The following is a 24,233-nucleotide window of genomic DNA, read 5'->3' as shown; positions in this document are numbered from 1 at the left end:
CCAACCAAAAGAAAGGAGTTCTTCTAATGACTAGCTTACACAAAAACCAAGTAAAATTCAATTCAAATATCACTATTTCTCATACAGGTGGTCAATTATCGAGTGATTCGGGTCTCGTCCTAGTGAAAGAGCTGATGAACACCTTCGGTTTTTCTGAACTGGCTAAGCAACACATTCACATTGAAGACGAACGAGCATATTTTACTCATGACAACTTATCCATACTTGAGCAGTTCATTATGCAATTAATTGCTGGTTACTCAGCTGATTCTGCAGCTAATCTCCTGAGACAAGATCCTGTGTTTAAAGCTGTTTTAGATAGGAAAGAACTCGCTTCTCAATCTTCACTTTCTCGATTTTTAGATCGACTATCTGAGGAGAATATCCATGAACTTCAAGCTTTGAACCAAGAACTTATTGATAAAGCACGCCTCATCCGTAATGATACGGAATTAATCATTGATTTAGATTCGACCCATTCAGATACATTTGGTCACCAAGAACAAACGGATTATAATACCCACTACCAAACCTATGGTTATCATCCATTGGTAGCTTTTGACGGATTGACTGGTGACTTCTTAAAAGCTGAACTACGTTCAGGAAATCAATATACATCAAAAGGCGTAAAGGAGTTTCTCACACCTTTATTAGAGCACTATAATCACTCTCTACCAAACACTGACATCTTGGTTCGTGGAGACAGCGGGTTCGCTACACCTGGTGTGTATGATTCGTGTGAATCAAAAAAGAGTCATTATGTTATTCGACTGAAGAATAATCGTAGACTAGGTCAAATAGCTGAGAAATCAGTACTTTATGGCGATAATCAAAAGTGGGAAGAACGAGAAGTTCAGTACTTCTCCACCACTTATCAAGCACAATCCTGGTCACAAAGTCGTCGCGTGTGTATACGCTCAACACGTGAAGCGGGCGAACTACTCTTTCGACATGAGTTTATCGTGACGAATCTATCAGAAAATGTTTCTCCTGATACCATCTTTTCTCTCTATGCCAAACGTGGCACAATGGAGAACTTCATTAAAGAAGCGAAAGCTGGCTTTTACTTTGACAAGACAGACAGTCCTCGCTTTTTGGAGAATCATGTCCGAATGATGCTCAGCTTGATAGCTTACAACTTAGTCAACTTCTTAAGAACGATTGGCTTTGAGGAAGTCCAAAAGGGAATGACCATTCATTCTATTCGATTGAAGTTTCTGAAAGTTGCTGGGAAATTAGTCCAAACGGGTAGACGAGTCTATCTCAAATTATCTAGTTATCATGTGTATCAGAATGAATTCTACAGGGTCTTTGCTCGCCTGAGGCGAGCCAGTCAATGGATCTAATCCAACAATCTAACGATTTTTTTACTGGGAAGTTATCCAGGGAGAAGTATGCTCAAAATGCCTTACACCCAAAATTTATTCCTCAATATTTTTGAACAGTGAATGTTTGAAGTAACTTTTTAGTCAAAATCAGTTGATAGGGATATTAGTGATACATATTTCAATAAAATGTACCAAAGAATTAAAGCTATGAATTATTCAGGAGTTTATAAGAAACTTTACTTTATTTTTGTAGGTTTATTTGATAGGATTAAGAAAGAAAGTACTGTGAAGGAGTGGAATAGTAATGGGATGGATTATCGGAATAGTAGTTATTGTTTTATTAGTCTTATTTTATGCAAGCATTTACAATGGATTAGTTAAGGCAAGAGTATGGGTACAAGAGGCTTGGAGTCAAATCGATGTACAATTAAAGCGTCGGAATGATTTAATTCCTAATTTAGTTGAAACAGTTAAAGGGTATGCAGCACACGAAAAAGATACCTTAACAAAAGTAGTAGAGATGCGTAATCAATTGACTCAAGTTCCAGCAGGGAACCACGAGGAAGCAATGCAAGTTTCAAATCAAATTAGTGATTCATTAAAAACTATTTTTGCTTTGAGTGAAAGCTATCCAGATTTGAAAGCTAATCAAAATTTCCAACAATTACAAGAAGAGTTAACAGCAACTGAAAATAAAATTGCTTATTCACGTCAATTATATAATTCAAGCGTGGCAACTTATAATATTAAAATTCAAGCATTTCCAAGTAATATAGTTGCTGGAATTCATAAATTCACTGAAGAAAAAATGCTAGAAACGCCAACTGAAGAAAAAGCAGTACCAAAAGTTTCTTTCTAAGCCCTTTGTGAAAATGAATCATAGCAAAGAAACGCCTCTATTTTGTATAGAGGGACACCAGTTTTTGGGGTGGATAAAATAATTTGGAAAGCCCCTTAAAAATTAAAGAGCTTAGTCTCTTTCTTTTCTAAGTGGCTTTTTTAGTCAAAACTAACACGAATTTAATTAATTGTATAGTAGAAAGTATCTACTATATGGGCTTATGAGAAGAGGGATGAATAATGTTACGTCAACAAATTGAACAAAACAAACGGAAAACGATTGTTGTGATGTTTGCGTTTTTTGTATTAGTGGCTTTAATTGGAGCCGCAGTGGGTTATGCGAATTGGAATAATGCTGTATCCGGTGTAGTTTTGGCAGCAGTCTTAGCTTTGATTTATATGGCTATGATGATTTTTAATTCAACAAAAGTAGTGATGGGGCTAAATCGGGGTCTTGAAATCACTAGTAAAGAGCAGTATCCAATGTTGTGGAATGTCGTTGAAGAACTTTCAATAGTTGCGCGTATTCCAATGCCGAAAATTTATATCATTGACGATCCAAGCCCAAATGCTTTTGCTGCTGGAAATTCCCCAGAGAATGCTTCTGTAGCTTGTACAACAGGATTGTTAGACAAATTAAATCGTGAAGAACTAGAAGGCGTGATGGCCCATGAAGTATCTCATATCCGCAATTATGATATCCGCCTATCGACCATCGCTTTGGCTTTAGTTGCTGTTATTGCTTTATTAGCTAGTATTGGCACTCGTATGATGATTTGGGGTGGTGGTGGCCGTAGAAGCAGCAGTAATAATAAAGATAGTGGAGGAGCCATTATGCTGGTTCTATCAATTGTTTTCATGATTTTAGCACCGTTGGCTGCAACAATGGTTCAAATGGCCTTGTCACGTAATCGTGAATATCTAGCAGATGCATCTGCAGTGGAGTTAACAAGGAATCCACAGGGTTTAATCTCAGCTTTACGTAAAATTTCAGAGAGTGAACCGATGGAATCTGCTGACCCAAGTAGTGCAGCTTTATACATTGAAAATCCGTTTAAAAAAGAAAAAGATGAAACAAAAGATTCTTTTTTTGCGACACATCCAGCGACAAGCAATCGAATTGAGCGTTTAGAAAAAATGTAAGAATAATTGTCACCATATTGACGCAATAGAGCGTTTACAAAAGAAAATTGTAATAGATATATCATACAATTGATACAGATTAATTGTTCGTTTAGTAGTACAATAGGAGTAAGAAGAAAACTAGGGGGAGGATTTGCATTGTGGCAACAGAATATATTTATGTTCATCTAGACAGTGTTACGAACCATGTGTTGAGTAAAGGTATGGATATTAATCATTTTCAGCAGTCGTTGAGAAAGATACCTAAAAATATTCTGTTATTAGATGCAAAAAAAGGTGTCGGAGAATTTGAGTCACATACAGGCTTTAGAATTATTCGTGGACGTGAAAATGTTCGACGGTATCTGGATGACTGTAGTAAATTCCCTGAAAAAGCACATAAGTGGATTGATTTTGAAAGTATCGAACTTTTGCGTCAACTGACCCCAGTTGAAATTTCAGAACTCCTTTATATTGCTCACGCTCATACACACCTTCATTCACCTTTTTATTATAAATTACAAAATAATTTCATTTATTTAACGTTACCAGATGCGATGTCAAAAGTTTATTACCGTTATTTAGATCAATTTTATGCATTATTGAGTAGGACTTTGACAAGTGCGTTGGCAGAAAAGATGAATGAAAAAAGAAGTTTCTTTCAAAAACCGCAAACGATTGAACCTATTCCAACCTGTTTAATAAATGAGCTAGTACCTTATTTAAAAGAAGGGGCTTTATTTTCCTTGAAACAAGTTGAAGTTCGTGATAATCTATATTGTATACCTGTCTTTTTAGTTGAGGATCGGTTAAGAGAAGTTGGAAAACCATTTTCAGATCGTGAACGCTTAGCAACAATTTGCTACGATCGAAAGGATGCTTCATGGTCAGTGGAAGAAGTAGAATCCTTATTAACGAGTATGTAAGAATAAAAATTAAGAGACCAAACAAATAAAATAAAGTTAGTAGAGAATTTCGGCCTTAGAATGTGCCATGCATTCTAGGGCCTATTTTTTTACATATAAGTCAAACAAAAATTAATTAAGGAGAGTGGTCTGAATGTTAGACAGTGGATGATTAGCAATTAAAAAGCTAAAGGGTAAGTAAACAAAACAAAAAAAGAAAAGAGGATTTTAAAATGGAATGGATATATTTAATAGCTGCAGGGATTTGTGAGATTATTTGGGCGTATTATCTAGATGCTTCTTATGGTTTTTCAAAACTAATTCCTAGTATAATTGCGATTGTCTTTATTGTTATTAGTTTTATTTTTTTAGAAAAAGCTATGAAAAAATTAGGTGTAGGAGTTGCTTACGCAGTCTTCACGGGAATTGGCACAGCTGGTACAGCAATTATGGGAATGCTATTTTTAGGTGAATCCGTAAGTTTGTTGAAAATTACCGCCTTGTCTCTATTATTAGTTGGAATATTAGGTTTGAAATTAAGTGAAGGAGGAGAAGCATAATGGGATTCATTAGTTTGGTTGTGGCTGGTTTTTGTGAGTTGGGTTTCGTAGTCTTATTAAAGAAATCAGAAGGCTTTAGATTGAAATCTTATGGTATTTTATCCATGATTGTTATGGGGATGAGTTTATATTTGTTATCAATTGCTTCTAAAACAATCCCAATTGGTACGGCATATGCTATTTGGGCAGGAATTGGTGCCTCAGCGAGTGTCTTGTGGGGGATGATTTTCTTTGGTGAAAGCCGGAGCTTCAAAAAAATTATTTTTGTTACGCTGATTATTATCGGTGTAGTTGGCTTAAAATTGACCTCGCATTAGAATAAAGTAAAGTAAGTTGAGATTGTTTTCTCTGAATGAAATTGTTATTTCATGGATTCGAAAAGTATGTTACAATACGGTTGATTCACTAGGAATTTAAATTAACTTTAAGTAAAACTTGGAGGAACGTATTAGATGAAAATATCTCTAATTTATGGTGGTAAAAGTGCAGAACATGATATTTCAATTTTAACTGCTTTTTCGATTATTAAAGAAGTCTATTATAAATATTATGAAGTTCAACCTATTTACATTACTAAAGCAGGGCAATGGATTAAAGGCCCCGTATTAACTGAACCAGTAACAAATCATGAACAACTAAAATTTAAGTTTAATGACGAAACTACTAATGATCAACAATTAAGTGGTGTTGAAATACAACCAACTTCTTTAAAAGAAGAAGATGCTGTTATTTTCCCAGTTCTTCATGGACCTAATGGTGAAGATGGAACAGTCCAAGGTTTATTTGAAGTAATCAATATGCCTTATGTGGGTACTGGAGTTTTAGCTAGCGCATGTGGAATGGATAAAATAATTAGTAAGTACCTATTTCAGCAAGCAGGAATTCCACAAGTTCCTTATGTAGCAGTTTTAAAAAATGAGTGGTTACGTGATGAAGAGCAGGTATTTATGCGATGTGAAGGAAGTTTGTTGTATCCAATGTTTGTTAAGCCTGCAAATATGGGTTCTAGTGTTGGAATTACCAAAGCTGAAAATCGCTTTGAATTGATTTCGGCAATTAAAACAGCTTTGAAATATGATCGACGAATTGTTGTAGAGCAAGGAATTGAGGCTCGGGAAATAGAAGTAGCTGTGTTAGGGAATGCCGATGTTCATACATCAGTTCCAGGAGAGATTGTAAAATCAGTTGATTTTTATGATTACGATTCTAAATATCTAACCAACGATGTTCAACTTCAAATACCGGCTTTAGTACCTGATTCAGTTTCAGCCCAATTACGCGAGTATGCGGCAGCAGCCTTCGAGGTATTGGATGGTAGCGGATTAAGTCGTTGTGATTTTTTTGTCACAGCTAACGATGAAATATTTATTAATGAAGTGAACACAATGCCAGGTTTTACTCAGTTTAGTATGTATCCTCTTTTGTGGGAAAATACTGGATTAAGCTATGGTGATCTTGTAGAAGAGCTAATTCAGTTAGCTTTACGCCGTTTTGAAGAGCGTCAAGCTTACCAAATGAAAAGCGACGAATAAGAAATAAAAAGCTGAACAGAAATGTTCAGCTTTTTAATAAACTTATTCTATTCTAACTCTCACAATTATATGAACTAGTTCTTCTGAGCCAGTCCTTCGAGAAAAAGATGAAATTTCGAGGTGGCAAAAAACGCCACATCAAATTTCCCTATTTTCTTGCCAGGCCTAATCGGCTCAACAAACTTTTTCTTCGGCTAGTTCTTTTGAGCCAGTCCTTCGAGAAAAAGATGAAATTTCGAGGTGGCAAAAAACGCCACATCAAATTTCCCTATTTTCTTGCCAGGCCTAATCGGCTCAACAAACTTTTTCTTCGGCTAGTTCTTTTGAGCCAGTCCTTCGAGAAAAAGATGAAATTTCGAGGTGGCAAAAAACGCCACATCAAATCTCCCTATTTTCTTGCTAGGCCTAATCGGCTCAACAAACTTTTTATATAAGGAGGATACAAATAAATGGATGTATTAAGTCTTAAAGAAATTGCATTAGCAGTCGGAGCAACAAATGATTTATCTGATTGGACGACAATTGAAGTCGATAAAGTTGAATTTGATTCAAGAAAACTAGAAAAAGGATCCTTATTTGTGCCTTTAAAAGGTGATAATGATGGTCATGATTATATTCAATCTGCTATTGAAAAAGGGGCTTCTGCTGCTTTTTGGAGTGAAGCAATTGAAAAAGCTCCAGTAGGTTTTCCAGTTTTAGTGGTAGAAGATACCTTAAAAGCCTTACAGGATTTAGCTAAATACTATTTAAAAGTAGTGAATCCTAAGGTAGTTGGTATTACTGGAAGTAACGGAAAAACTACCACTAAAGATATGACAGAAGCAGTAATCCGCAGTAAGTTTAAAGTCCATAAAACTCAAGGGAATTTTAATAACCATATTGGTTTGCCAATGACTATCTTAGAGATGCCTAGTTCAACAGAAGTCATTATTTTAGAAATGGGCATGAACCATGCAGGGGAAATTAAAGTACTATCGGAGTTGGCTGAACCAGATGTAGCAGTCATCACGATGATTGGAGAATCACATATTGAATACTTAGGTTCTCGTAAAGGGATTGCCGCTGCAAAAATGGAAATTGTTGCAGGATTGAAAAAAAATGGAACATTGATTTATCCTGGAGAAGAGGAACTTTTAAGTCCTTTAGTTCAAGAGTTAGAGCCTAAGCAACGAATTACATTTGGAACAGGGAAAACTAATAATATGTATCCAGTCACAATTGAGCCGGGTATGTACCAAACAAAATTCACGACAAATGTTGCACCTGAAATTGAATGTAGTATTCCGGTTCTTGGAACTTATAATGTAACCAATGCAATGGCCGCTTTAATGGTAGGTTTCACATTGGGGATTTCAGTCGAAGTTGCTTCACCAGAGCTGGCAAAATTCAATCTGACTAAAAACAGAACAGAATGGTTAGCTGGAATTAATAATAGTATGATTTTAAATGATGCATATAATGCAAATCCAACTGCGATGAAAGCTGTTTTAGATAATTTTAGTGAATTGATGAATGAGGGCAGAAAGATTGCTGTTTTGGGAGACATGCTAGAATTAGGTGAAACTTCTTGTGAGTTACATGCCAGTGTGGCTGGACATATTCAGTCGACTAAAATAGACGAAGTCTTTTTATTTGGTCATGAGATGGCAGTTCTATATGAAGCTCTCAAAGAAACGTATCCAGTTGAACAGCTACATTATTTTGAAGACGATAAGCTAACGTTGATTACTAGCTTGAAAAAGAGTATAAAAAGAGATGATTTTGTCCTCGTGAAATCGAGTTTAGGAACAGATTTATTAGCAGTGGTAGTAGAACTGACTAAGTAAACATGATAAAATTAAGAGGAATCAGTCTGAAGGCGGATAACAAAGTAAAACAATTTTGTTATACTAGTTTTAGTGACTAAAATGTATCCTGAAGGAGAAGATGTCAATGCAAACACAAAGAAAAGAAGTAGCAACGGCAGGTTTGAGTCGTTTTTTTGCAACAGTATATGGGTATATGACTTTGGCTTTAGCTATTAGTGGAATTACTGCTTTTTACGCGGCGCAAAGTCCGTTTATTCTGAATTTAGTTCTAGGAAACCCATTTGGCTTTATTGCCTTGTTCTTAGTAGAAATTTTCCTAGTAATGAAATTAGCTTCAAATGGCAATAAGCTTCGTTCCGTAGGTTCATCAATTGTGGGCTTCATCGCCTTTTCAATTGTTAACGGCATCCTATTGTCTTCTATCTTTATTATTTATCCATTAGGTGATATTGCGGCTGCCTTTATGATTACAGCTGGAACATTTGCTGGTATGAGTATTTTTGGATTTGTAACTAAAAAAGACATGACTGGTTTAGGGGGACATTTACGTAGCGCCTTAATTGGTTTAATTATTGCTACATTAGTAAATGGCTTTATCTTAAGAAGTGGTCCAGGAGAATTGATTTTGTCTTATATTACAGTTTTAATTTTTGTCGGTTTAACAGCTTACGATACTCAAAAATTAAAACAAATCTACTTCCACTATTCAGACAGCCAATCATTAGGAGCAATTGCTATTAGTGGGGCTTTAAGTCTGTATCTTGATTTCATCAATATTTTCTTAGCAGTTTTAAGAATTTTCGGTGGCGGACGTAACTAAATTAAATAGTTAAGTAAGGAGATCTGATAACTAAATCAGGTCTTTTTTTTTAGAGTAACTGTATTTTTCTAGCCATAAATTAATATAACGTAAGTTTAGAAAGATACTTGTCGATAGAAAACGTGTTCATTTACACATTGATGTAAATTGATTGAAAACTTGAGGTATTCATGTTATTATTGTTTAGATAACAGAAAAGTAAAACCGTTGAGGGTTTTGTGAATAGATAAGCAGAAAAAAAGCTTGGAGATTCTCCAAGCTTTTGATATGAAATGAGGGGCCTGGTGCATTACGTTAGTTCGTAAATCAGACACCGGGTTTTTATATGGAGTTACAGCAGCAGGCATTTTAAAAAATAGACCGCCTGTATTTCGCAAAAATCTCTCTTAAAGGTTTTCCAAATTGGGAGGAAAAAATTTGAAATTTTCAGAATTAGGGTTAGACCCTGAATTATTACAATCAGTAGAACGTTTAGGCTTTGAGGAAGCAACACCAATCCAGGAACAAACAATTCCATTGGCACTTGAAGGCAAAGATGTTATTGGACAAGCACAAACTGGTACTGGTAAAACAGCAGCATTTGGTTTGCCAATGTTACAAAAAATCGATCTTAAAAACCGCGCTGTTCAAGGTTTGGTTATTGCACCAACTCGTGAATTAGCAATCCAAACACAAGAAGAATTATTCCGTTTGAGTCGCGACAAAAAAGTTCGTGTTCAAGTCGTTTATGGTGGAGCTGATATCAGTCGCCAAATTCGTTCATTAAAAGATCAACCACATATTGTTGTTGGTACTCCTGGACGTTTGCTTGATCATATTAACCGTCGCACATTAAAATTAGATCAAGTTGAAACTCTAGTTTTAGATGAAGCGGATGAAATGTTAAACATGGGATTCTTAGAAGATATCGAAAAAATCATTAAAGAAGTTCCGAAAACACGTCAAACATTATTATTCTCAGCAACAATGCCAGATGCAATTAAACGTATCGGTGTTAAATTTATGAACGAACCTGAACATGTGCGCATTCAAGCTACAGCAATGTCTGATAGCTTAATTGATCAATATTATGTTCGTTGTAAAGATTTCGAGAAATTTGATATTATGACTCGTTTATTAGATGTTCAAACACCAGAATTAACAATCGTATTCGGACGTACAAAACGACGCGTTGATGAATTATCAAAAGGATTAGAAATGCGTGGTTACCGCGCTGAAGGAATCCATGGTGATCTTTCGCAACAAAAACGTATGAGTGTTTTAAAATCATTTAAAAAAGGTGATTTAGACATTTTAGTGGCAACAGATGTGGCTGCTCGTGGATTAGATATTTCTGGAGTAACACATGTATACAACTATGATATTCCACAAGATCCAGAAAGCTATGTTCACCGTATCGGTCGTACTGGTCGTGCTGGTAAAGAAGGTATGTCAGTTACATTCATTACACCAAATGAAATGGGCTACCTACGTGTAATTGAAGATTTAACTAAGAAAAAAATGACTACTTTACGCCCACCAACAAATGCTGAAGCGTTTGAAGGTCAAGTAAAAGCAGCTATGGAAACAGCAGAAGAATTAGTTAAAAGTAATGATTTAGAGCGCTATGAAAAAGCAGCTGCTCAATTATTAGAAGACTATGATACAACAGATATTGCAGCTGCATTCTTGAAGAGTATTTCTAAAGATGCCAGTGAAATTCCTGTTAAAATCACTCCAGAACGTCCATTACCAAGCCGTAAAGGTGGAAGTGGTGGCGGTGGTGGAAACCGTGGCGGCGCAAGTCGTGGTAAAGGTGGATACCGTGGTGGAAGTGGCGGCGGAGAACGTCGTGGCGGAGCACAACGTGGTGGAAAAGATAATCGTCGTAGTGGTGGCGGAGCTGGTTCTGGCGGAAGCTGGAATAAAGATGCTAAACGTGGCAGCAATGCTGGTGGAAGTAGCAGTAGCGAAGCTCGCAAAGGCGGACGCGGTAATTCTTCAGACAATCGTCGTAGTGGCGGCGGAGACCGTAACTTCACTATTCGTAACAAAGAAAACTAAAAAAATAAGAAAGTCAATTCTTTTAGTAGAATTGGCTTTCTTTTTATTATTAAAGAAGAGTTTTAAAGGTGTTTCTTTTTTTTCGAATAAATAACGAAAAAAAGAAATAGCAAAAGTTTTCAAAACAGGGGATATAAGATGACAAAAGCCTAAATATTTGATAAAATTACAGCTAGTAAGTCTTGCAGTAGGTTTTTTTAAAATTTAACAAATAAAAGTCAGAATTAAAAACAGGTTAAAAGGTTACATAAAAAAGAGGGATTAAAAATGATAGTAGGAATTGGTCTAGATATAGCGGATATATCTAGAATTGAAAAGGCCCATATACGTCAAAATACTTTTGCCAAAAGAGTGTTAACAGAAAAAGAATGGGATTGTTTTATGGGGTTTCATGGGAAGCGACAAATAGAGTATCTTGCAGGAAGATTTGCTGCAAAAGAAGCATTTTCGAAAGCATTAGGAACGGGAATCGGTAAAGTAGGTTTTCAAGATATTGAAATTCTAAACTCTAGTAATGGAAAGCCAGAAATAACTAAAAGTCCATTTAAGGGTACTTGTTTTATCTCCCTTACACATACGGATACAATTGTTGCGGCTCAAGTTATTTTAGAAAAGTAAGTAAGATGATAATAATCAAAGGAGGAATACGTTTGGTTTCTGGAAAACATCGAAATACTTATGCGCTCATAGATAGAAATGCTATTTTTAATAACATTAAAAATCAGATGAATCTTCTTGAACACGATACTGAAGTCTACGCAGTTGTAAAAGCTGATGGATATGGGCATGGTGCTTTAGAAGTAGCAACTATTGCTAGAGAAGCAGGTGTGCAAGGTTTTTGTGTCGCATTGATTGATGAGGCCTTAGAACTCAGACAAGCTGGGTTCAAAGAACCGATTTTAATTATGGGGTTAGTTGAAGCAAAATATGCAAAATTACTTTTAGATCAGAGAATTAGTGTAGCAGTTGGCTATTTAAAGTGGTTAGAAGAAGCTGAATTTTATTTAAAAAGAGAAAAATCATTCTCGGAAAATAGGAAGCTTGATATTCACTTGGCTATAGATACTGGAATGGGAAGAGTTGGATTTCGAACAAGTGCTGAATTGGCTGAAGTTGAAAGTTATTTAACTCATTCAACTTCATTTAATTGCCAGGGAGTGTTTACACATTTTGCAACAGCTGATAGCAAAGATACAAAACAATTTCATCAACAAGTAGAGAAATTTCAAAAATTAGTTGAAGGAATGACTGTAAAACCAACCTATATTCATTCTGCCAATAGTGCGACTAGTTTATGGCATCAAAAATACCAAAAACGAATTGTCCGTTTAGGAATTGCGATGTATGGTCTGAATCCATCAGGTAGAGAATTAGATTTACCTATTAAATTAAAACCAGCTATGAGTGTCGAGACGACATTGGTTCAAGTGAAACAGATGTCAGCAGGTGAAACAGTTAGCTATGGTGCTACTTATAAAGCTAAAGAAGGGGAGTGGATTGGAACTCTACCAATTGGTTATGCTGATGGTTGGCGCCGAAGCTTACAAGGGCAAACAGTACTTGTGGAGGGTGAAAGATGTGAAATAGTTGGGCGTATCTGTATGGATCAATGTATGATACGGTTAAATAAAGAGGTGCCTATTGGTACAAAAGTTGTATTGATAGGAAAAGATCAAAACGATGAAATCTCAGCTCAAGAAATTGCTGAATACTTGGATACCATTAACTATGAAATTGTTTGTGGATTTACCCAACGGTTACCTAGAGTATATTGCTAATTTGATTTGTGAATAGAATTTAACATTCGCTACATATCAAGTTTTGTTATTTTAATAGTAATGTTTAAATGTTAAGTTTTTCATGGTACCATTAAGTGAAGCTATCGTTTTTAGATTAAAAACGGAAGAATCTTTATGGGGGGTTGGAGTATGGAACCTAAAACTGAAAAATTTATTAAAATCACTTTGGACAATTTGAATTTTCAAAAGGTTCACAGATACTGTATAAAATATGGGATTGATGAAAACGAGTTTGTAAATACCGTAATGAAGCGTTTATTTAAAGAAAATCAAAAAAAACATGATACCATGATCAAAGGTTATAAAGAGATGTCTGAGATAAATCTTGATATTTGTAATGAATTTGAAGATTCTGAAAAAGATAGTAATTCTCACGTGTAGTCTGGTATGATAGGGAGGAAAGTACCTATGGTAAAACGAGGAGAAGTTTATTTTGCTGATTTATCGCCAGTCATTGGCTCAGAGCAGGGTGGAATGCGTCCGGTTTTAATTATTCAAAATAACGTTGGAAACCATTATAGTCCAACAGTTATTGTGGCAGCAATTACAGCAAAAATCCAAAAAGCAAAAATGCCTACGCATGTAGAAGTTTCAGCAGAAAAGCATGGTTTAGAGCGTGATTCAGTTGTTCTCTTAGAACAAATTAGAACAATAGATAAGCAACGTTTAAAAGATAAAGTTACACAACTAGATTACCAATTAATGCAAAAAGTTGATGAAGCATTAGAAATCAGTGTTGGTTTGTCTGGTAGTGTATAAAATACGTACTTAATTTTAATTTAGTAAACCACCCTGATAATTTTATTGCGGGTGGTTTTTACTATGGTTCTTGCAGCGTAATCAGCTTAGAACCATAGTATGCATCGACCGTAAAGGACGAATGTAATCCGAAAATATAAACGAGTACATAAAATAAATTCTTGTATAAAGAAAATTAATCCTGTAGAATAATGTCTAGTGCAGTTTACCTATGGTAGGTAGTGCTGCAACTGACGTGGTTCACTAATACCATCCCACGAAAAAAAACTAGGAGGAAAAAAATGAAAACAAAAGCATTATTGATAAATGCTATTATCGCGACAATATATGTAGTTTTAACGCTTTCGCTTGCCTTTATTTCATATGGAGCAGTGCAGTTTAGAGTTGCTGAAATGTTGAATTATTTAGTCGTTTTCAACAAGAAGTATATTCCGGGAATTGTTGGAGGAGTAGTTATTTCTAATTTATGGTCTCCAATGATCCAATATGATATGATTTTTGGTGTAGGACAATCTTTACTATCACTAATCATTGCAGCGTTAATTATAAAAAATATGAAAAATATTTGGTTAAAAATGACGATTGTCTTAATTATTTTTGGTCTTAGTTCAGCTTTAATTGCCTGGGAGTTGTTATTAGCTTTTGACTTACCGTTTTGGGCAGGATATGTATCTGTTGCAGTTGGCGAAGTAACTGTACTTTTAATTGGGATGCCGATTATGGTTGCTCTGGATAAAAAGCTTCATTTTAGTGAAAGAATAGAAGGATAAAGAAAAAAAGAAGTTCACCATTTATTTTGGTAAACTTCTTTTGTTTTTATTTTGCCATATGACGTAAATCTTCAATTTCAACAACACGGAAACCGCGTTTATCCAAATGTTCGATAATTTGATCCAATGTTTCTTGGTCAATTCCAGCAGGCAATGTAATCATTGTTCGACGAACTAGTTCATCACGTTCAACATCTAAAGTAATACAACTAGCAATCGTACAATACTTGTTAATTATTTTAGTCATATTACTTAAATCGCCTTTAAGTCCAGATGAAGCAATAGTTAATACATAACTTCCGACATCTACGTTCCAAGATTGTTGTAGCATACTTAAAAGAGAGCTGTGTGTTAAAATGCCATAGAAACGATTATTTTCATCAAGTACAGAAATATAAGGCAATTCTTTGATTGTAAAGAAGACTTTAAAGAAAGATGATTCAATTGAAATAAATTTAGTTGCATTCTTCAGTAAATGAGTAACAGGTAAAGTCATATCTCCACCATTGGCTTTATGACGATAAATGTGCATTTTATAAATATTTCCTCGGAAAATAGTTCCTGTTTCGTCCAGTATTGGCACACAACGATAGCCAGAGCTTTCTAGAATTTCAATGGCTTCCTGAAGTGTAACTGTTTCTTTAACGGTTGTTAATTTTTTCTTAGGAATACAAAGTGATTTGATTAACATTAATAGATCCTCCCCATCTTGTGAAAATTTGATACTATACACTTGATGATACCATATAAAATAGTGTATTTACAATGTTTTCATCTGCTACTATCGAGATAATTAATAGAATTTAATAGAATGAGAAAAAATAATTTTAAAGAAAGGCTTGTTTCTTAGTTAAGTGGAATTTATAATAGAACAAGTCTAAAGAATAGTATAGATTAATCTAATTAAAAATAAAAACGACATTTAATAGAAGGAAGTAATCAGACATGGCAATTAATGAAATGATGGATCGCCCAGTAGTAAATAAAGATGTTCTAGAATTTATTCGAAAAAAACAAAAACCTTTAGCTGGGAAACTAGGAGAGATTGAAAGAGGAGCTAATGAACGTGGTGTTCCCATTATCCCACATGAGACAGTGGTTTTTTTAAATCTTTTATTAGGTCAGCTACAACCTAAAAATATATTAGAAATTGGTGCAGCAATTGGATTTTCATCCAGCCTAATGGCACAGCATGTTGGTGATGATGGACACGTAACAACTATCGATCGTTTTGATGTAATGATTGAAAAAGCTAGAGCTAACTATGAAAGTTTGGGCCTAACTGAAAAAGTAACATTATTAGAAGGTCAGGCTGCAGATATATTGCCAACCTTGGACGGGCCGTATGATTTTATTTTTATGGATAGCGCGAAATCTAAATATTACGATTTTTTTCCTGAATGTATGCGCCTTTTACGAGTTGGTGGGATGTTAGTAGTAGATGATGTTTTACAGGGTGGAACAATTTTATTACCTAAGGAAGAGATACCGAAACGTTCTAGAGCCATCCATAAAAAATTGAATGCATTTTTAGATGTTGTAATGGAGCATCCTTCAATAGAAAGTAGTATTATACCTCTTGGAGACGGCTTACTATTAATTGTGAAGCAAGATGAGACTGATTTTTCCTATTTAATAGAAGAGTCAAAAATTTAACATTTCATTATGCGTTGTAAAAAAGAATTTTATTCAGTGATTTTTGAATAAAAATTCTTTTTTACTTTAGTTTAATGGCTATTATAAAAGGGTTTTTTGAACAAAATTAAAAAAAATGGAAAAATGTATAAAATAGTGTTGACGAAATCCAAATATCTTGGTATATTAATACATGTCCTAACGAGGGCAAACGAAACAAGCAACACAATAAAGACAAAAATAAAAATAAAAAGTGTTGACACTGTTAAATATATTTGTTAATATATAGAAGTTGTCAAAACAAACAAATTGACCTTTGAAAACTGAACAAAGTAAGACGAACCAAATGTGTAGGATGACTCAACAAGGTTGAGTCAAACAAGCAAGAAAGTGAATAATTATTCGCTAGCAAAAACTAATGAGCTTCAAGCATCATTTTATATGAGAGTTTGATCCTGGCTCAGGACGAACGCTGGCGGCGTGCCTAATACATGCAAGTCGAACGCACGAAGTTGAAGAGCTTGCTCTTTAACCAAGTGAGTGGCGGACGGGTGAGTAACACGTGGGTAACCTGCCCATTAGAGGGGGATAACATTCGGAAACGGATGCTAATACCGCATAGTTTCAGGGATCGCATGATTCTTGAAGGAAAGGTGGCTTCGGCTACCACTAATGGATGGACCCGCGGCGTATTAGCTAGTTGGTGAGGTAATGGCTCACCAAGGCAATGATACGTAGCCGACCTGAGAGGGTGATCGGCCACACTGGGACTGAGACACGGCCCAGACTCCTACGGGAGGCAGCAGTAGGGAATCTTCCGCAATGGACGAAAGTCTGACGGAGCAACGCCGCGTGAGTGAAGAAGGTTTTCGGATCGTAAAACTCTGTTGTTAAAGAAGAACAAGGATGAGAGTAACTGCTCATCCCCTGACGGTATTTAACCAGAAAGCCACGGCTAACTACGTGCCAGCAGCCGCGGTAATACGTAGGTGGCAAGCGTTGTCCGGATTTATTGGGCGTAAAGCGAGCGCAGGCGGTTCTTTAAGTCTGATGTGAAAGCCCCCGGCTCAACCGGGGAGGGTCATTGGAAACTGGAGAACTTGAGTGCAGAAGAGGAGAGTGGAATTCCACGTGTAGCGGTGAAATGCGTAGATATGTGGAGGAACACCAGTGGCGAAGGCGACTCTCTGGTCTGTAACTGACGCTGAGGCTCGAAAGCGTGGGGAGCAAACAGGATTAGATACCCTGGTAGTCCACGCCGTAAACGATGAGTGCTAAGTGTTGGAGGGTTTCCGCCCTTCAGTGCTGCAGCTAACGCATTAAGCACTCCGCCTGGGGAGTACGGCCGCAAGGCTGAAACTCAAAGGAATTGACGGGGACCCGCACAAGCGGTGGAGCATGTGGTTTAATTCGAAGCAACGCGAAGAACCTTACCAGGTCTTGACATCCTTTGACCACTCTAGAGATAGAGCTTTCCCTTCGGGGACAAAGTGACAGGTGGTGCATGGTTGTCGTCAGCTCGTGTCGTGAGATGTTGGGTTAAGTCCCGCAACGAGCGCAACCCTTATTACTAGTTGCCAGCATTTAGTTGGGCACTCTAGTGAGACTGCCGGTGACAAACCGGAGGAAGGTGGGGATGACGTCAAATCATCATGCCCCTTATGACCTGGGCTACACACGTGCTACAATGGATGGTACAACGAGTCGCAAGGTCGCGAGGCCAAGCTAATCTCTTAAAGCCATTCTCAGTTCGGATTGTAGGCTGCAACTCGCCTACATGAAGCCGGAATCGCTAGTAATCGCGGATCAGAACGCCGCGGTGAATACGTTCCCGGGTCTTGTACACACCGCCCGTCACACCACGAGAGTTTGTAACACCCGAAGCCGGTGAGGTAACCTTTTAGGAGCCAGCCGTCTAAGGTGGGATAGATAATTGGGGTGAAGTCGTAACAAGGTAGCCGTATCGGAAGGTGCGGCTGGATCACCTCCTTTCTAAGGAATATTACGGAAATCCCACACATTCGTTTTTACTTTGTTCAGTTTTGAGAGGTTAATTTTTTTTGAATTAAATACCTTTTAAAGGGGCCTTAGCTCAGCTGGGAGAGCGCCTGCCTTGCACGCAGGAGGTCAGCGGTTCGATCCCGCTAGGCTCCATTGTAATCTGATTGTAGATTGCAGAATTTGTTCTTTGAAAACTGGATACTGTTTAAAAAGTAATTAAAGTAAGAAACCGAGAAAACACCGCGTTTTAAATGAGTTTTTTAATTAGTTCTTATCGTAAGATAATGAATAAAATCATTGACTAACATCATGAGATTCCTTCGGGAATACCATCGATAAAAATTTAGTTGTAGTGGTTTCTAATTCGAGGACATGAAGGGTTTGAGAAGCAGAGCGTACTTAGCGTACGTGAGCATCGCAGAACATGAAATGGACGAAGAAGTAGGAAGCAATACAGATAAATTAGGTTAAGTTAATAAGGGCGCACGGTGGATGCCTTGGCACTAAGAGCCGATGAAGGACGGGACTAACTCCGATATGCTTTGGGGAGCTGTAAGTAAGCTTTGATCCAAAGATTTCCGAATGGGGGAACCCAGCATTTTTTATAGAATGTTACTGCTAGCTGAATACATAGGCTAGTAGAGGTAGACGCAGAGAACTGAAACATCTAAGTACCTGCAGGAAGAGAAAGAAAATTCGATTCCCTGAGTAGCGGCGAGCGAAACGGGAAGAGCCCAAACCAAAGAGCTTGCTCTTTGGGGTTGTAGGACACGACATTAAGAGTCATAAATGAGTTTTGTAGAAGAAGCGATCTGGAAAGGTCCGCCGAAGAGGGTAAAAGCCCCGTAATCGAAACAAAGTTCACTCTGTTGTGTATCCTGAGTACGGCGGAACACGAGAAATTCCGTCGGAATCCGCGGGGACCATCCCGCAAGGCTAAATACTCCTTAGTGACCGATAGTGAACCAGTACCGTGAGGGAAAGGTGAAAAGAACCCCGGAAGGGGAGTGAAAGAGCTCCTGAAACCGTGTGCTTACAAATAGTTAGAGCCCGTTAATGGGTGATAGCGTGCCTTTTGTAGAATGAACCGGCGAGTTACGATTACATGCGAGGTTAAGTTGATAAGACGGAGCCGTAGCGAAAGCGAGTCTGAATAGGGCGAATGAGTATGTGGTCGTAGACCCGAAACCAAGTGACCTACCCATGTCCAGGTTGAAGGTGCGGTAATACGCACTGGAGGACCGAACCCACGTATGTTGAAAAATGCGGGGATGAGGTGTGGGTAGCGGAGAAATTCCAATCGAACTTGGAGATAGCTGGTTCTCTCCGAAATAGCTTTAGGGCTAGCCTCGGAATTAAGAATCATGGAGGTAGAGCCACTGTTTGGACTAGGGGCCCTTCTAGGGTTACCGAATTCAGATAAACTCCGAATGCCATTGATTTATATCCGGGAGTCAGACTGCGAGTGATAAGATCCGTAGTCGAAAGGGAAACAGCCCAGACCACCAGCTAAGGTCCCAAAGTTACTATTAAGTGGAAAAGGATGTGGGGTTGCTTAGACAACTAGGATGTTGGCTCAGAAGCAGCCATCATTTAAAGAGTGCGTAATAGCTCACTAGTCGAGTGACCCTGCGCCGAAAATTTACCGGGGCTAAATAGTACACCGAAGCTGTGGATAGAACCTTAGGGTTCTATGGTAGGAGAGCGTTCTAAGGGCGTCGAAGCTAGACCGTGAGGACTAGTGGAGCGCTTAGAAGTGAGAATGCCGGTATGAGTAGCGAAAGACGGGTGAGAATCCCGTCCACCGTATGACTAAGGTTTCCTGGGGAAGGCTCGTCCTCCCAGGGTTAGTCGGGACCTAAGCCGAGGCCGATAGGCGTAGGCGATGGACAACAGGTTGATATTCCTGTACCAGTTTCTTTTGTTTGAACAATGGAGGGACGCAGGAGGCTAAGAAATGCGCACTGTTGGATATGTGCGTCTAAGCAATGAGTCTTGAGGTGAGTTAAATGCTTGCTTCTATACGGACAAGTTGTGATGGGGAGGGAAATTACAGTACCGAAGTTTCTGATGTCACACTGCCAAGAAAAGCTTCTAGTTAGAAAGAAATTGCCCGTACCGCAAACCGACACAGGTAGTCGAGGAGAGTATCCTAAGGTGTGCGAGAGAACTCTCGTTAAGGAACTCGGCAAAATGACCCCGTAACTTCGGGAGAAGGGGTGCTGATCGAAAGATCAGCCGCAGTGAATAGGCCCAAGCGACTGTTTATCAAAAACACAGGTCTCTGCAAAATCGAAAGATGACGTATAGGGGCTGACGCCTGCCCGGTGCTGGAAGGTTAAGAGGATTGGTTAGCTTCGGCGAAGCTAAGAATTGAAGCCCCAGTAAACGGCGGCCGTAACTATAACGGTCCTAAGGTAGCGAAATTCCTTGTCGGGTAAGTTCCGACCCGCACGAAAGGCGTAACGATTTGGGCACTGTCTCAACGAGAGACTCGGTGAAATTATAGTACCTGTGAAGATGCAGGTTACCCGCGACAGGACGGAAAGACCCCATGGAGCTTTACTGCAGTTTGATATTGAGTGTTTGTACAGCTTGTACAGGATAGGTAGGAGCCATAGAAGTCAGGACGCCAGTCTTGATGGAGGCATTGGTGGGATACTACCCTTGCTGTATGACCACTCTAACCTTAGCCACTAATCGTGGCTGGAGACAGTGTCAGACGGGCAGTTTGACTGGGGCGGTCGCCTCCTAAAGAGTAACGGAGGCGCCCAAAGGTTCCCTCAGAATGGTTGGAAATCATTCGTAGAGTGTAAAGGCAGAAGGGAGCTTGACTGCGAGACCTACAAGTCGAGCAGGGACGAAAGTCGGGCTTAGTGATCCGGTGGTTCCGCATGGAAGGGCCATCGCTCAACGGATAAAAGCTACCCTGGGGATAACAGGCTTATCTCCCCCAAGAGTCCACATCGACGGGGAGGTTTGGCACCTCGATGTCGGCTCATCGCATCCTGGGGCTGTAGTCGGTCCCAAGGGTTGGGCTGTTCGCCCATTAAAGCGGTACGCGAGCTGGGTTCAGAACGTCGTGAGACAGTTCGGTCCCTATCCGTCGCGGGCGCAGGAAATTTGAGAGGAGCTGTCCTTAGTACGAGAGGACCGGGATGGACACACCGCTGGTGTACCAGTTGTTCTGCCAAGAGCATCGCTGGGTAGCTATGTGTGGAAGGGATAAACGCTGAAAGCATCTAAGCGTGAAGCCCCCCTCGAGATGAGATTTCCCATCACGTAAGTGAGTAAGACCCCTGAGAGATGATCAGGTAGATAGGTTGGAAGTGGAAGTACAGCGATGTATGGAGCGGACCAATACTAATCGGTCGAGGACTTAACCAAGAAATAAACGGTGAAGAACGTTTCCAAAACAATTACTTTTTAAACAGTTCCAGTTTTGAGAGATCAAACTCTCTACAACTAAATAATTGAATCGCAGTTTAGTGTCGATGTAACCATCAACCTAAACAAGCATTTTTTAACAAATTGCAAGCTAATCAAGGATGTAACTGAGCGAACCTCGGAATGCACTAGTGTGCATGAGGAGTGGAGTAAAGGAAACAGACGCAGAGTAGCGCCGTAAGTTGTAAAAAAAATTGTGTGGTGGCGATAGCGAAAAGGATACACCTGTTCCCATGCCGAACACAGCAGTTAAGCTTTTCAGCGCCGAGAGTAGTTGGGGGTTTCCCCCTGTGAGGGTAGGACGTTGCCACGCAAGATTCAATATTATTCCGCAATAGCTCAGTTGGTAGTAGCGCATGACTGTTAATCATGATGTCGTAGGTTCGAGTCCTACTTGCGGAGTATTTTTTTTGTATATAATCAAGTATTTATAGGAACGAAATTTGCCGCTTTAGCTCAGTCGGTAGAGCACTTCCATGGTAAGGAAGGGGTCACCAGTTCAAATCTGGTAAGTGGCTTCTGTCAATACAATCCAATTTAAAACTTGAAACAACTTAGAAAATTAATTCTAAGTTGTTTTTTCTTAGTATGAAATCTGCCTAAAGATAAGCTAATTCTATTAAGAAATTCTTAATATGCTGTATAATAGTTAAGTTAATGTTAAAATAAAGAGTAGATATAATAGAAAGGAATGATACTGATGGAATTTGAAAAATCTGAAAATCGTTTTTATAAAAATAATGAAGAAGGTAAAATGATTGCAGAGGTAACTTATGTACCAGCAGGTGATACTAAAGTAATCCTGGACCATACATTTGTAGATCCTTCTTTAAGAGGTCAAGGAATTGCAGGACAACTTGTAAAACGTGTAGTTGATGAAATGAGAGTAGAAGGAAAAAAAATTGTTCCACTATGTCCATTCGCTAAAGCTGAATTTGATCGTAAACCTGAATATAAAGATATTGAAGCTTAAAAGGTCTAGAGTTTAATTTTCTAGACCTTTTTTATTTTAAATTATTTTTTTAAATGATGGCTATAGGTAGCTACAACGATATTTTCTTTTGTAGCCAAAGCAGCTCTTAAGCGTAAACTCGTTTGATTATGGAGAATGTGCTGCCATGCTTTTTTTGGAATGAACTGAGGGATTAAAACAGTTGTTGTATAGCCTTTTTTAGTTGATTGAGCCTCAATCAATTTTACAAAACGTAAAACTGGATGAATAACACTTCGATAAGAAGAGTGAAGGTTAACCAAACGTATCTCTGGGTATTTCATTTTAAAATCATTATCAAATTCAGTTTCTTTATCAGGGTTATCATCAAAAGAAACATGCATAGCAATGACATTATCACCAATGGTATAGGCGTAATTAAGAGCCTGATTTGTAACGAGAGTAATATTACTAATTAAAACAATAACAGTACTTCCTGTATAACTTATCGAAACAGAATCTTCAAGTTTTAACTGTAATGCTGTTTTTTTGTAATGATCATGTATTTTATAAAAAATAAGGAGCATAATTGGCATAATTAAGAAGAAAGGCCAAATTTCATTTAAACGGTAGAAGAATAGTATAGCAAAAATAGCAAATGAAATAAGTGCTCCAATAAAATTTGAAATTGACTTAACTAACCAATTTTTAGGTCGCTCACGGTGCCATTTGACTAGCATACCTGTTTGAGATAACGTAAATGGGATAAAGACGCCAACAGCATATAGAGGGATTAAACGAGAGGTTTCACCATTAAATAATGCTATAAGTAGAATTGAACCAAGAGAAAGGGTCATAATTCCATTGGAATAGCCTAATCGATCTCCTTTTGCTAGATACATATGAGGCATATATTTATCTTTTGCTAAATTATAAGCTAAAACTGGAAAAGCTGAAAATCCTGTATTGGCTGCGAGAGCTAGAATAAAAGCAGTTGAAAATTGTAGCAAATAATAAAAGGCTCCATTACCAAAAATTGCTTTCCCAATTTGTGATAAGACAGTAACTTTTTCAGTTGGAATAATTCCATACCAATAATTTAAGAAGGTGATTCCAGCAAAGAAAAAACCTAATATTCCACCCATCAAGGCAAGTGTTGCTGCTGCATTTTTTGATTGGGGTTTTTTGAAGAATGGAACAGCGTTGCTAATAGCTTCAACACCAGTTAATGAAGAAGATCCAGATGAAAAAGCTCTTAATAAAAGTCCTAAAGTAATACCAGGGACAACAGCTCCAACAGTTGCGGTTGCATGAAAAGGTGCTGTTCCAAGAGCAATTTTTAGAAAACCAGTAATAATTAACAAAGTAATTACTGCGACAAACAAATAAACAGGAAACATTAAGAATGAAGCGGATTCTCTTAAACCACGCAAGTTCATCGCAGTAATTAAAAATACAATTAAAATAGCCAATGGAACTCGTTGATTATATAAAGCAGGAATTGCAGAGGTAATCGCTTCTGTGCCCGCAGAGACGCTGACAGCTACTGTAAGCATATAATCAACTAAGAGTGAGCCACCAGCAATCAATCCTGATGTCTTACCGAGATTTTCACTAGAGACCATGTAAGCTCCACCACCATGCGGGTAAGCATGTATGATTTGTCGATAAGAAATAACAAGAGCTAGTAATAAGATTAAAACAAGGCCTGCTAAAGGTAGGGAATACCAAATTGCTCCAGTTGATAAAGTAACTAAAACTAAAACAATTTGTTCAGTTCCATAAGCGATTGAAGATAGTGCGTCTGAAGAGAGAAGGGCTAAGGCTTTGAAGCGACCTAATTTTTGGTCACCTTCTTCAGAACTTTTTAATGGTTTACCAATTAAATAACGTTTTAAAACACTCCACATTTTTATTCCTCATTTTCTATAAT

19 protein-coding genes, 3 tRNA genes, 3 rRNA genes and 1 riboswitch are annotated in these 24,233 nt (G+C 37.9%); of the genes, 23 read left to right on the top strand and 2 right to left on the bottom strand.

The window, feature by feature from the left end:
- The first annotated feature begins 26 nt into the window (after positions 1 to 26).
- The 15 genes from BR77_RS08340 (at position 27) to BR77_RS08270 (ending at position 14,286) form a co-directional block, all read left to right on the top strand.
- The gene (locus tag BR77_RS08340; protein WP_015075518.1) at positions 27 to 1,346 is read left to right on the top strand and encodes an IS1380-like element IS1678 family transposase; all 1,320 of its coding nucleotides are present in this window, start codon (positions 27 to 29) and stop codon (positions 1,344 to 1,346) included.
- 286 nt (positions 1,347 to 1,632) lie between these two features.
- Positions 1,633 to 2,187: a LemA family protein gene (locus BR77_RS08335; protein WP_010054505.1), complete on the top strand. Its 555-nt coding sequence runs from the start codon at positions 1,633 to 1,635 to the stop codon at positions 2,185 to 2,187.
- A gap of 221 nt (positions 2,188 to 2,408) precedes the next feature.
- Positions 2,409 to 3,311 carry a zinc metalloprotease HtpX gene (gene htpX / locus BR77_RS08330; RefSeq protein ID WP_015075530.1) on the top strand — a complete coding sequence of 301 codons (903 nt, stop codon included), beginning with the start codon at positions 2,409 to 2,411 and terminating at the stop codon, positions 3,309 to 3,311.
- A 140-nt stretch (positions 3,312 to 3,451) separates the two neighbouring features.
- Positions 3,452 to 4,216: a hypothetical protein gene (locus BR77_RS08325; protein ID WP_010054508.1), complete on the top strand. Its 765-nt coding sequence runs from the start codon at positions 3,452 to 3,454 to the stop codon at positions 4,214 to 4,216.
- Positions 4,217 to 4,428: 212 nt separating this feature from the next.
- A complete protein-coding gene (locus BR77_RS08320) occupies positions 4,429 to 4,755 on the top strand; it encodes a DMT family transporter (RefSeq protein WP_010054509.1) in 327 nt (108 codons plus the stop codon).
- On the top strand, positions 4,755 to 5,072 hold the full coding sequence (locus BR77_RS08315) for a DMT family transporter (RefSeq protein WP_010054510.1): 318 nt from the start codon (positions 4,755 to 4,757) through the stop codon (positions 5,070 to 5,072). The genes BR77_RS08320 and BR77_RS08315 overlap by 1 nt, the downstream gene beginning before the upstream one ends.
- 135 nt (positions 5,073 to 5,207) lie before the next feature.
- Positions 5,208 to 6,287: a D-alanine--D-alanine ligase gene (locus tag BR77_RS08310; RefSeq protein WP_010054511.1), complete on the top strand. Its 1,080-nt coding sequence runs from the start codon at positions 5,208 to 5,210 to the stop codon at positions 6,285 to 6,287.
- Between the two features lie 449 nt (positions 6,288 to 6,736).
- Positions 6,737 to 8,113 (top strand): UDP-N-acetylmuramoyl-tripeptide--D-alanyl-D-alanine ligase, encoded by a 1,377-nt coding sequence (locus BR77_RS08305; RefSeq protein WP_015075532.1) that lies wholly within the window; start codon positions 6,737 to 6,739, stop codon positions 8,111 to 8,113.
- 106 nt (positions 8,114 to 8,219) lie between these two features.
- Positions 8,220 to 8,915, top strand: coding sequence for a Bax inhibitor-1/YccA family protein (locus BR77_RS08300; protein ID WP_015075533.1), 696 nt, complete (start codon positions 8,220 to 8,222; stop codon positions 8,913 to 8,915).
- A 417-nt stretch (positions 8,916 to 9,332) separates the two neighbouring features.
- The gene (gene cshA, locus BR77_RS08295; RefSeq protein ID WP_010053373.1) at positions 9,333 to 10,958 is read left to right on the top strand and encodes a degradosome RNA helicase CshA; all 1,626 of its coding nucleotides are present in this window, start codon (positions 9,333 to 9,335) and stop codon (positions 10,956 to 10,958) included.
- A 267-nt stretch (positions 10,959 to 11,225) separates the two neighbouring features.
- Positions 11,226 to 11,576 carry a holo-ACP synthase gene (gene acpS, locus BR77_RS08290; RefSeq protein ID WP_010053374.1) on the top strand — a complete coding sequence of 117 codons (351 nt, stop codon included), beginning with the start codon at positions 11,226 to 11,228 and terminating at the stop codon, positions 11,574 to 11,576.
- Between the two features lie 32 nt (positions 11,577 to 11,608).
- Complete coding sequence (gene alr / locus BR77_RS08285) at positions 11,609 to 12,736, top strand: alanine racemase (RefSeq protein WP_015075534.1); 1,128 nt, start codon at positions 11,609 to 11,611, stop codon at positions 12,734 to 12,736.
- 150 nt (positions 12,737 to 12,886) lie between these two features.
- Entirely contained in the window at positions 12,887 to 13,138 is a 252-nt protein-coding gene (locus BR77_RS08280) for a hypothetical protein (RefSeq protein WP_015075536.1), read from the top strand.
- Between the two features lie 27 nt (positions 13,139 to 13,165).
- Positions 13,166 to 13,516: a type II toxin-antitoxin system PemK/MazF family toxin gene (locus tag BR77_RS08275; protein ID WP_010053381.1), complete on the top strand. Its 351-nt coding sequence runs from the start codon at positions 13,166 to 13,168 to the stop codon at positions 13,514 to 13,516.
- Positions 13,517 to 13,745: 229 nt separating this feature from the next.
- Positions 13,746 to 13,793: riboswitch (PreQ1 riboswitch) on the top strand.
- Between the two features lie 4 nt (positions 13,794 to 13,797).
- Positions 13,798 to 14,286 (top strand): QueT transporter family protein, encoded by a 489-nt coding sequence (locus tag BR77_RS08270; RefSeq protein WP_015075537.1) that lies wholly within the window; start codon positions 13,798 to 13,800, stop codon positions 14,284 to 14,286.
- 46 nt (positions 14,287 to 14,332) lie between these two features.
- Here the strand turns inward: BR77_RS08270 and cbpA are convergent, their stop codons facing one another.
- Positions 14,333 to 14,977: a cyclic di-AMP binding protein CbpA gene (gene cbpA, locus BR77_RS08265; RefSeq protein WP_010054116.1), complete on the bottom strand. Its 645-nt coding sequence runs from the start codon at positions 14,975 to 14,977 to the stop codon at positions 14,333 to 14,335.
- 254 nt (positions 14,978 to 15,231) lie between these two features.
- On the opposite strand from cbpA, the gene BR77_RS08260 reads away from it, so the two are divergent.
- The 8 genes from BR77_RS08260 to BR77_RS08225 all read left to right on the top strand — a co-directional run bounded on the left by BR77_RS08260 (position 15,232) and on the right by BR77_RS08225 (position 22,342).
- A complete protein-coding gene (locus BR77_RS08260; RefSeq protein WP_015075538.1) occupies positions 15,232 to 15,942 on the top strand; it encodes an O-methyltransferase in 711 nt (236 codons plus the stop codon).
- A gap of 416 nt (positions 15,943 to 16,358) precedes the next feature.
- Positions 16,359 to 17,913: ribosomal RNA gene (locus BR77_RS08255) — 16S ribosomal RNA — on the top strand.
- 89 nt (positions 17,914 to 18,002) lie between these two features.
- Positions 18,003 to 18,075, top strand: a tRNA-Ala gene (locus BR77_RS08250).
- A gap of 312 nt (positions 18,076 to 18,387) precedes the next feature.
- Positions 18,388 to 21,309: ribosomal RNA gene (locus tag BR77_RS08245) — 23S ribosomal RNA — on the top strand.
- Positions 21,310 to 21,566: 257 nt separating this feature from the next.
- Positions 21,567 to 21,682: ribosomal RNA gene (gene rrf, locus BR77_RS08240) — 5S ribosomal RNA — on the top strand.
- The 16S, 23S and 5S rRNA genes sit together here with 3 tRNA genes alongside, the layout of an rRNA operon.
- 15 nt (positions 21,683 to 21,697) lie before the next feature.
- A tRNA-Asn gene (locus BR77_RS08235) sits at positions 21,698 to 21,771 on the top strand.
- Between the two features lie 43 nt (positions 21,772 to 21,814).
- Positions 21,815 to 21,887, top strand: a tRNA-Thr gene (locus BR77_RS08230).
- A gap of 182 nt (positions 21,888 to 22,069) precedes the next feature.
- The gene (locus tag BR77_RS08225; RefSeq protein ID WP_010049766.1) at positions 22,070 to 22,342 is read left to right on the top strand and encodes a GNAT family N-acetyltransferase; all 273 of its coding nucleotides are present in this window, start codon (positions 22,070 to 22,072) and stop codon (positions 22,340 to 22,342) included.
- 41 nt (positions 22,343 to 22,383) lie between these two features.
- On the opposite strand, the gene BR77_RS08220 is transcribed toward BR77_RS08225, so the two are convergent.
- Positions 22,384 to 24,210: an APC family permease gene (locus tag BR77_RS08220; protein WP_015075540.1), complete on the bottom strand. Its 1,827-nt coding sequence runs from the start codon at positions 24,208 to 24,210 to the stop codon at positions 22,384 to 22,386.
- Between the last annotated feature and the right edge of the window lie 23 nt (positions 24,211 to 24,233).

Source organism: Carnobacterium maltaromaticum DSM 20342 (assembly GCF_000744945.1).
In the GTDB taxonomy this organism is placed as follows: Bacteria; Bacillota; Bacilli; order Lactobacillales; family Carnobacteriaceae; genus Carnobacterium; species Carnobacterium maltaromaticum.
Note: the sequence above shows the minus strand (reverse complement) of the source record. Positions and strands in the feature narration are given on the sequence as shown.

Coding starts and splice junctions, on each gene's coding strand:
- BR77_RS08225 (WP_010049766.1), top strand. CDS start 22,070: ATGGAATTTGAAAAATCTGAAAATCGTTTTTATAAAAATAATGAAGAA.
- BR77_RS08260 (WP_015075538.1), top strand. CDS start 15,232: ATGGCAATTAATGAAATGATGGATCGCCCAGTAGTAAATAAAGATGTT.
- BR77_RS08340 (WP_015075518.1), top strand. CDS start 27: ATGACTAGCTTACACAAAAACCAAGTAAAATTCAATTCAAATATCACT.
- BR77_RS08280 (WP_015075536.1), top strand. CDS start 12,887: ATGGAACCTAAAACTGAAAAATTTATTAAAATCACTTTGGACAATTTG.
- htpX (WP_015075530.1), top strand. CDS start 2,409: ATGTTACGTCAACAAATTGAACAAAACAAACGGAAAACGATTGTTGTG.
- BR77_RS08270 (WP_015075537.1), top strand. CDS start 13,798: ATGAAAACAAAAGCATTATTGATAAATGCTATTATCGCGACAATATAT.
- cbpA (WP_010054116.1), bottom strand. CDS start 14,977: ATGTTAATCAAATCACTTTGTATTCCTAAGAAAAAATTAACAACCGTT.
- BR77_RS08305 (WP_015075532.1), top strand. CDS start 6,737: ATGGATGTATTAAGTCTTAAAGAAATTGCATTAGCAGTCGGAGCAACA.
- acpS (WP_010053374.1), top strand. CDS start 11,226: ATGATAGTAGGAATTGGTCTAGATATAGCGGATATATCTAGAATTGAA.
- BR77_RS08300 (WP_015075533.1), top strand. CDS start 8,220: ATGCAAACACAAAGAAAAGAAGTAGCAACGGCAGGTTTGAGTCGTTTT.
- BR77_RS08220 (WP_015075540.1), bottom strand. CDS start 24,210: ATGTGGAGTGTTTTAAAACGTTATTTAATTGGTAAACCATTAAAAAGT.
- BR77_RS08335 (WP_010054505.1), top strand. CDS start 1,633: ATGGGATGGATTATCGGAATAGTAGTTATTGTTTTATTAGTCTTATTT.
- BR77_RS08315 (WP_010054510.1), top strand. CDS start 4,755: ATGGGATTCATTAGTTTGGTTGTGGCTGGTTTTTGTGAGTTGGGTTTC.
- BR77_RS08310 (WP_010054511.1), top strand. CDS start 5,208: ATGAAAATATCTCTAATTTATGGTGGTAAAAGTGCAGAACATGATATT.
- BR77_RS08320 (WP_010054509.1), top strand. CDS start 4,429: ATGGAATGGATATATTTAATAGCTGCAGGGATTTGTGAGATTATTTGG.
- BR77_RS08275 (WP_010053381.1), top strand. CDS start 13,166: ATGGTAAAACGAGGAGAAGTTTATTTTGCTGATTTATCGCCAGTCATT.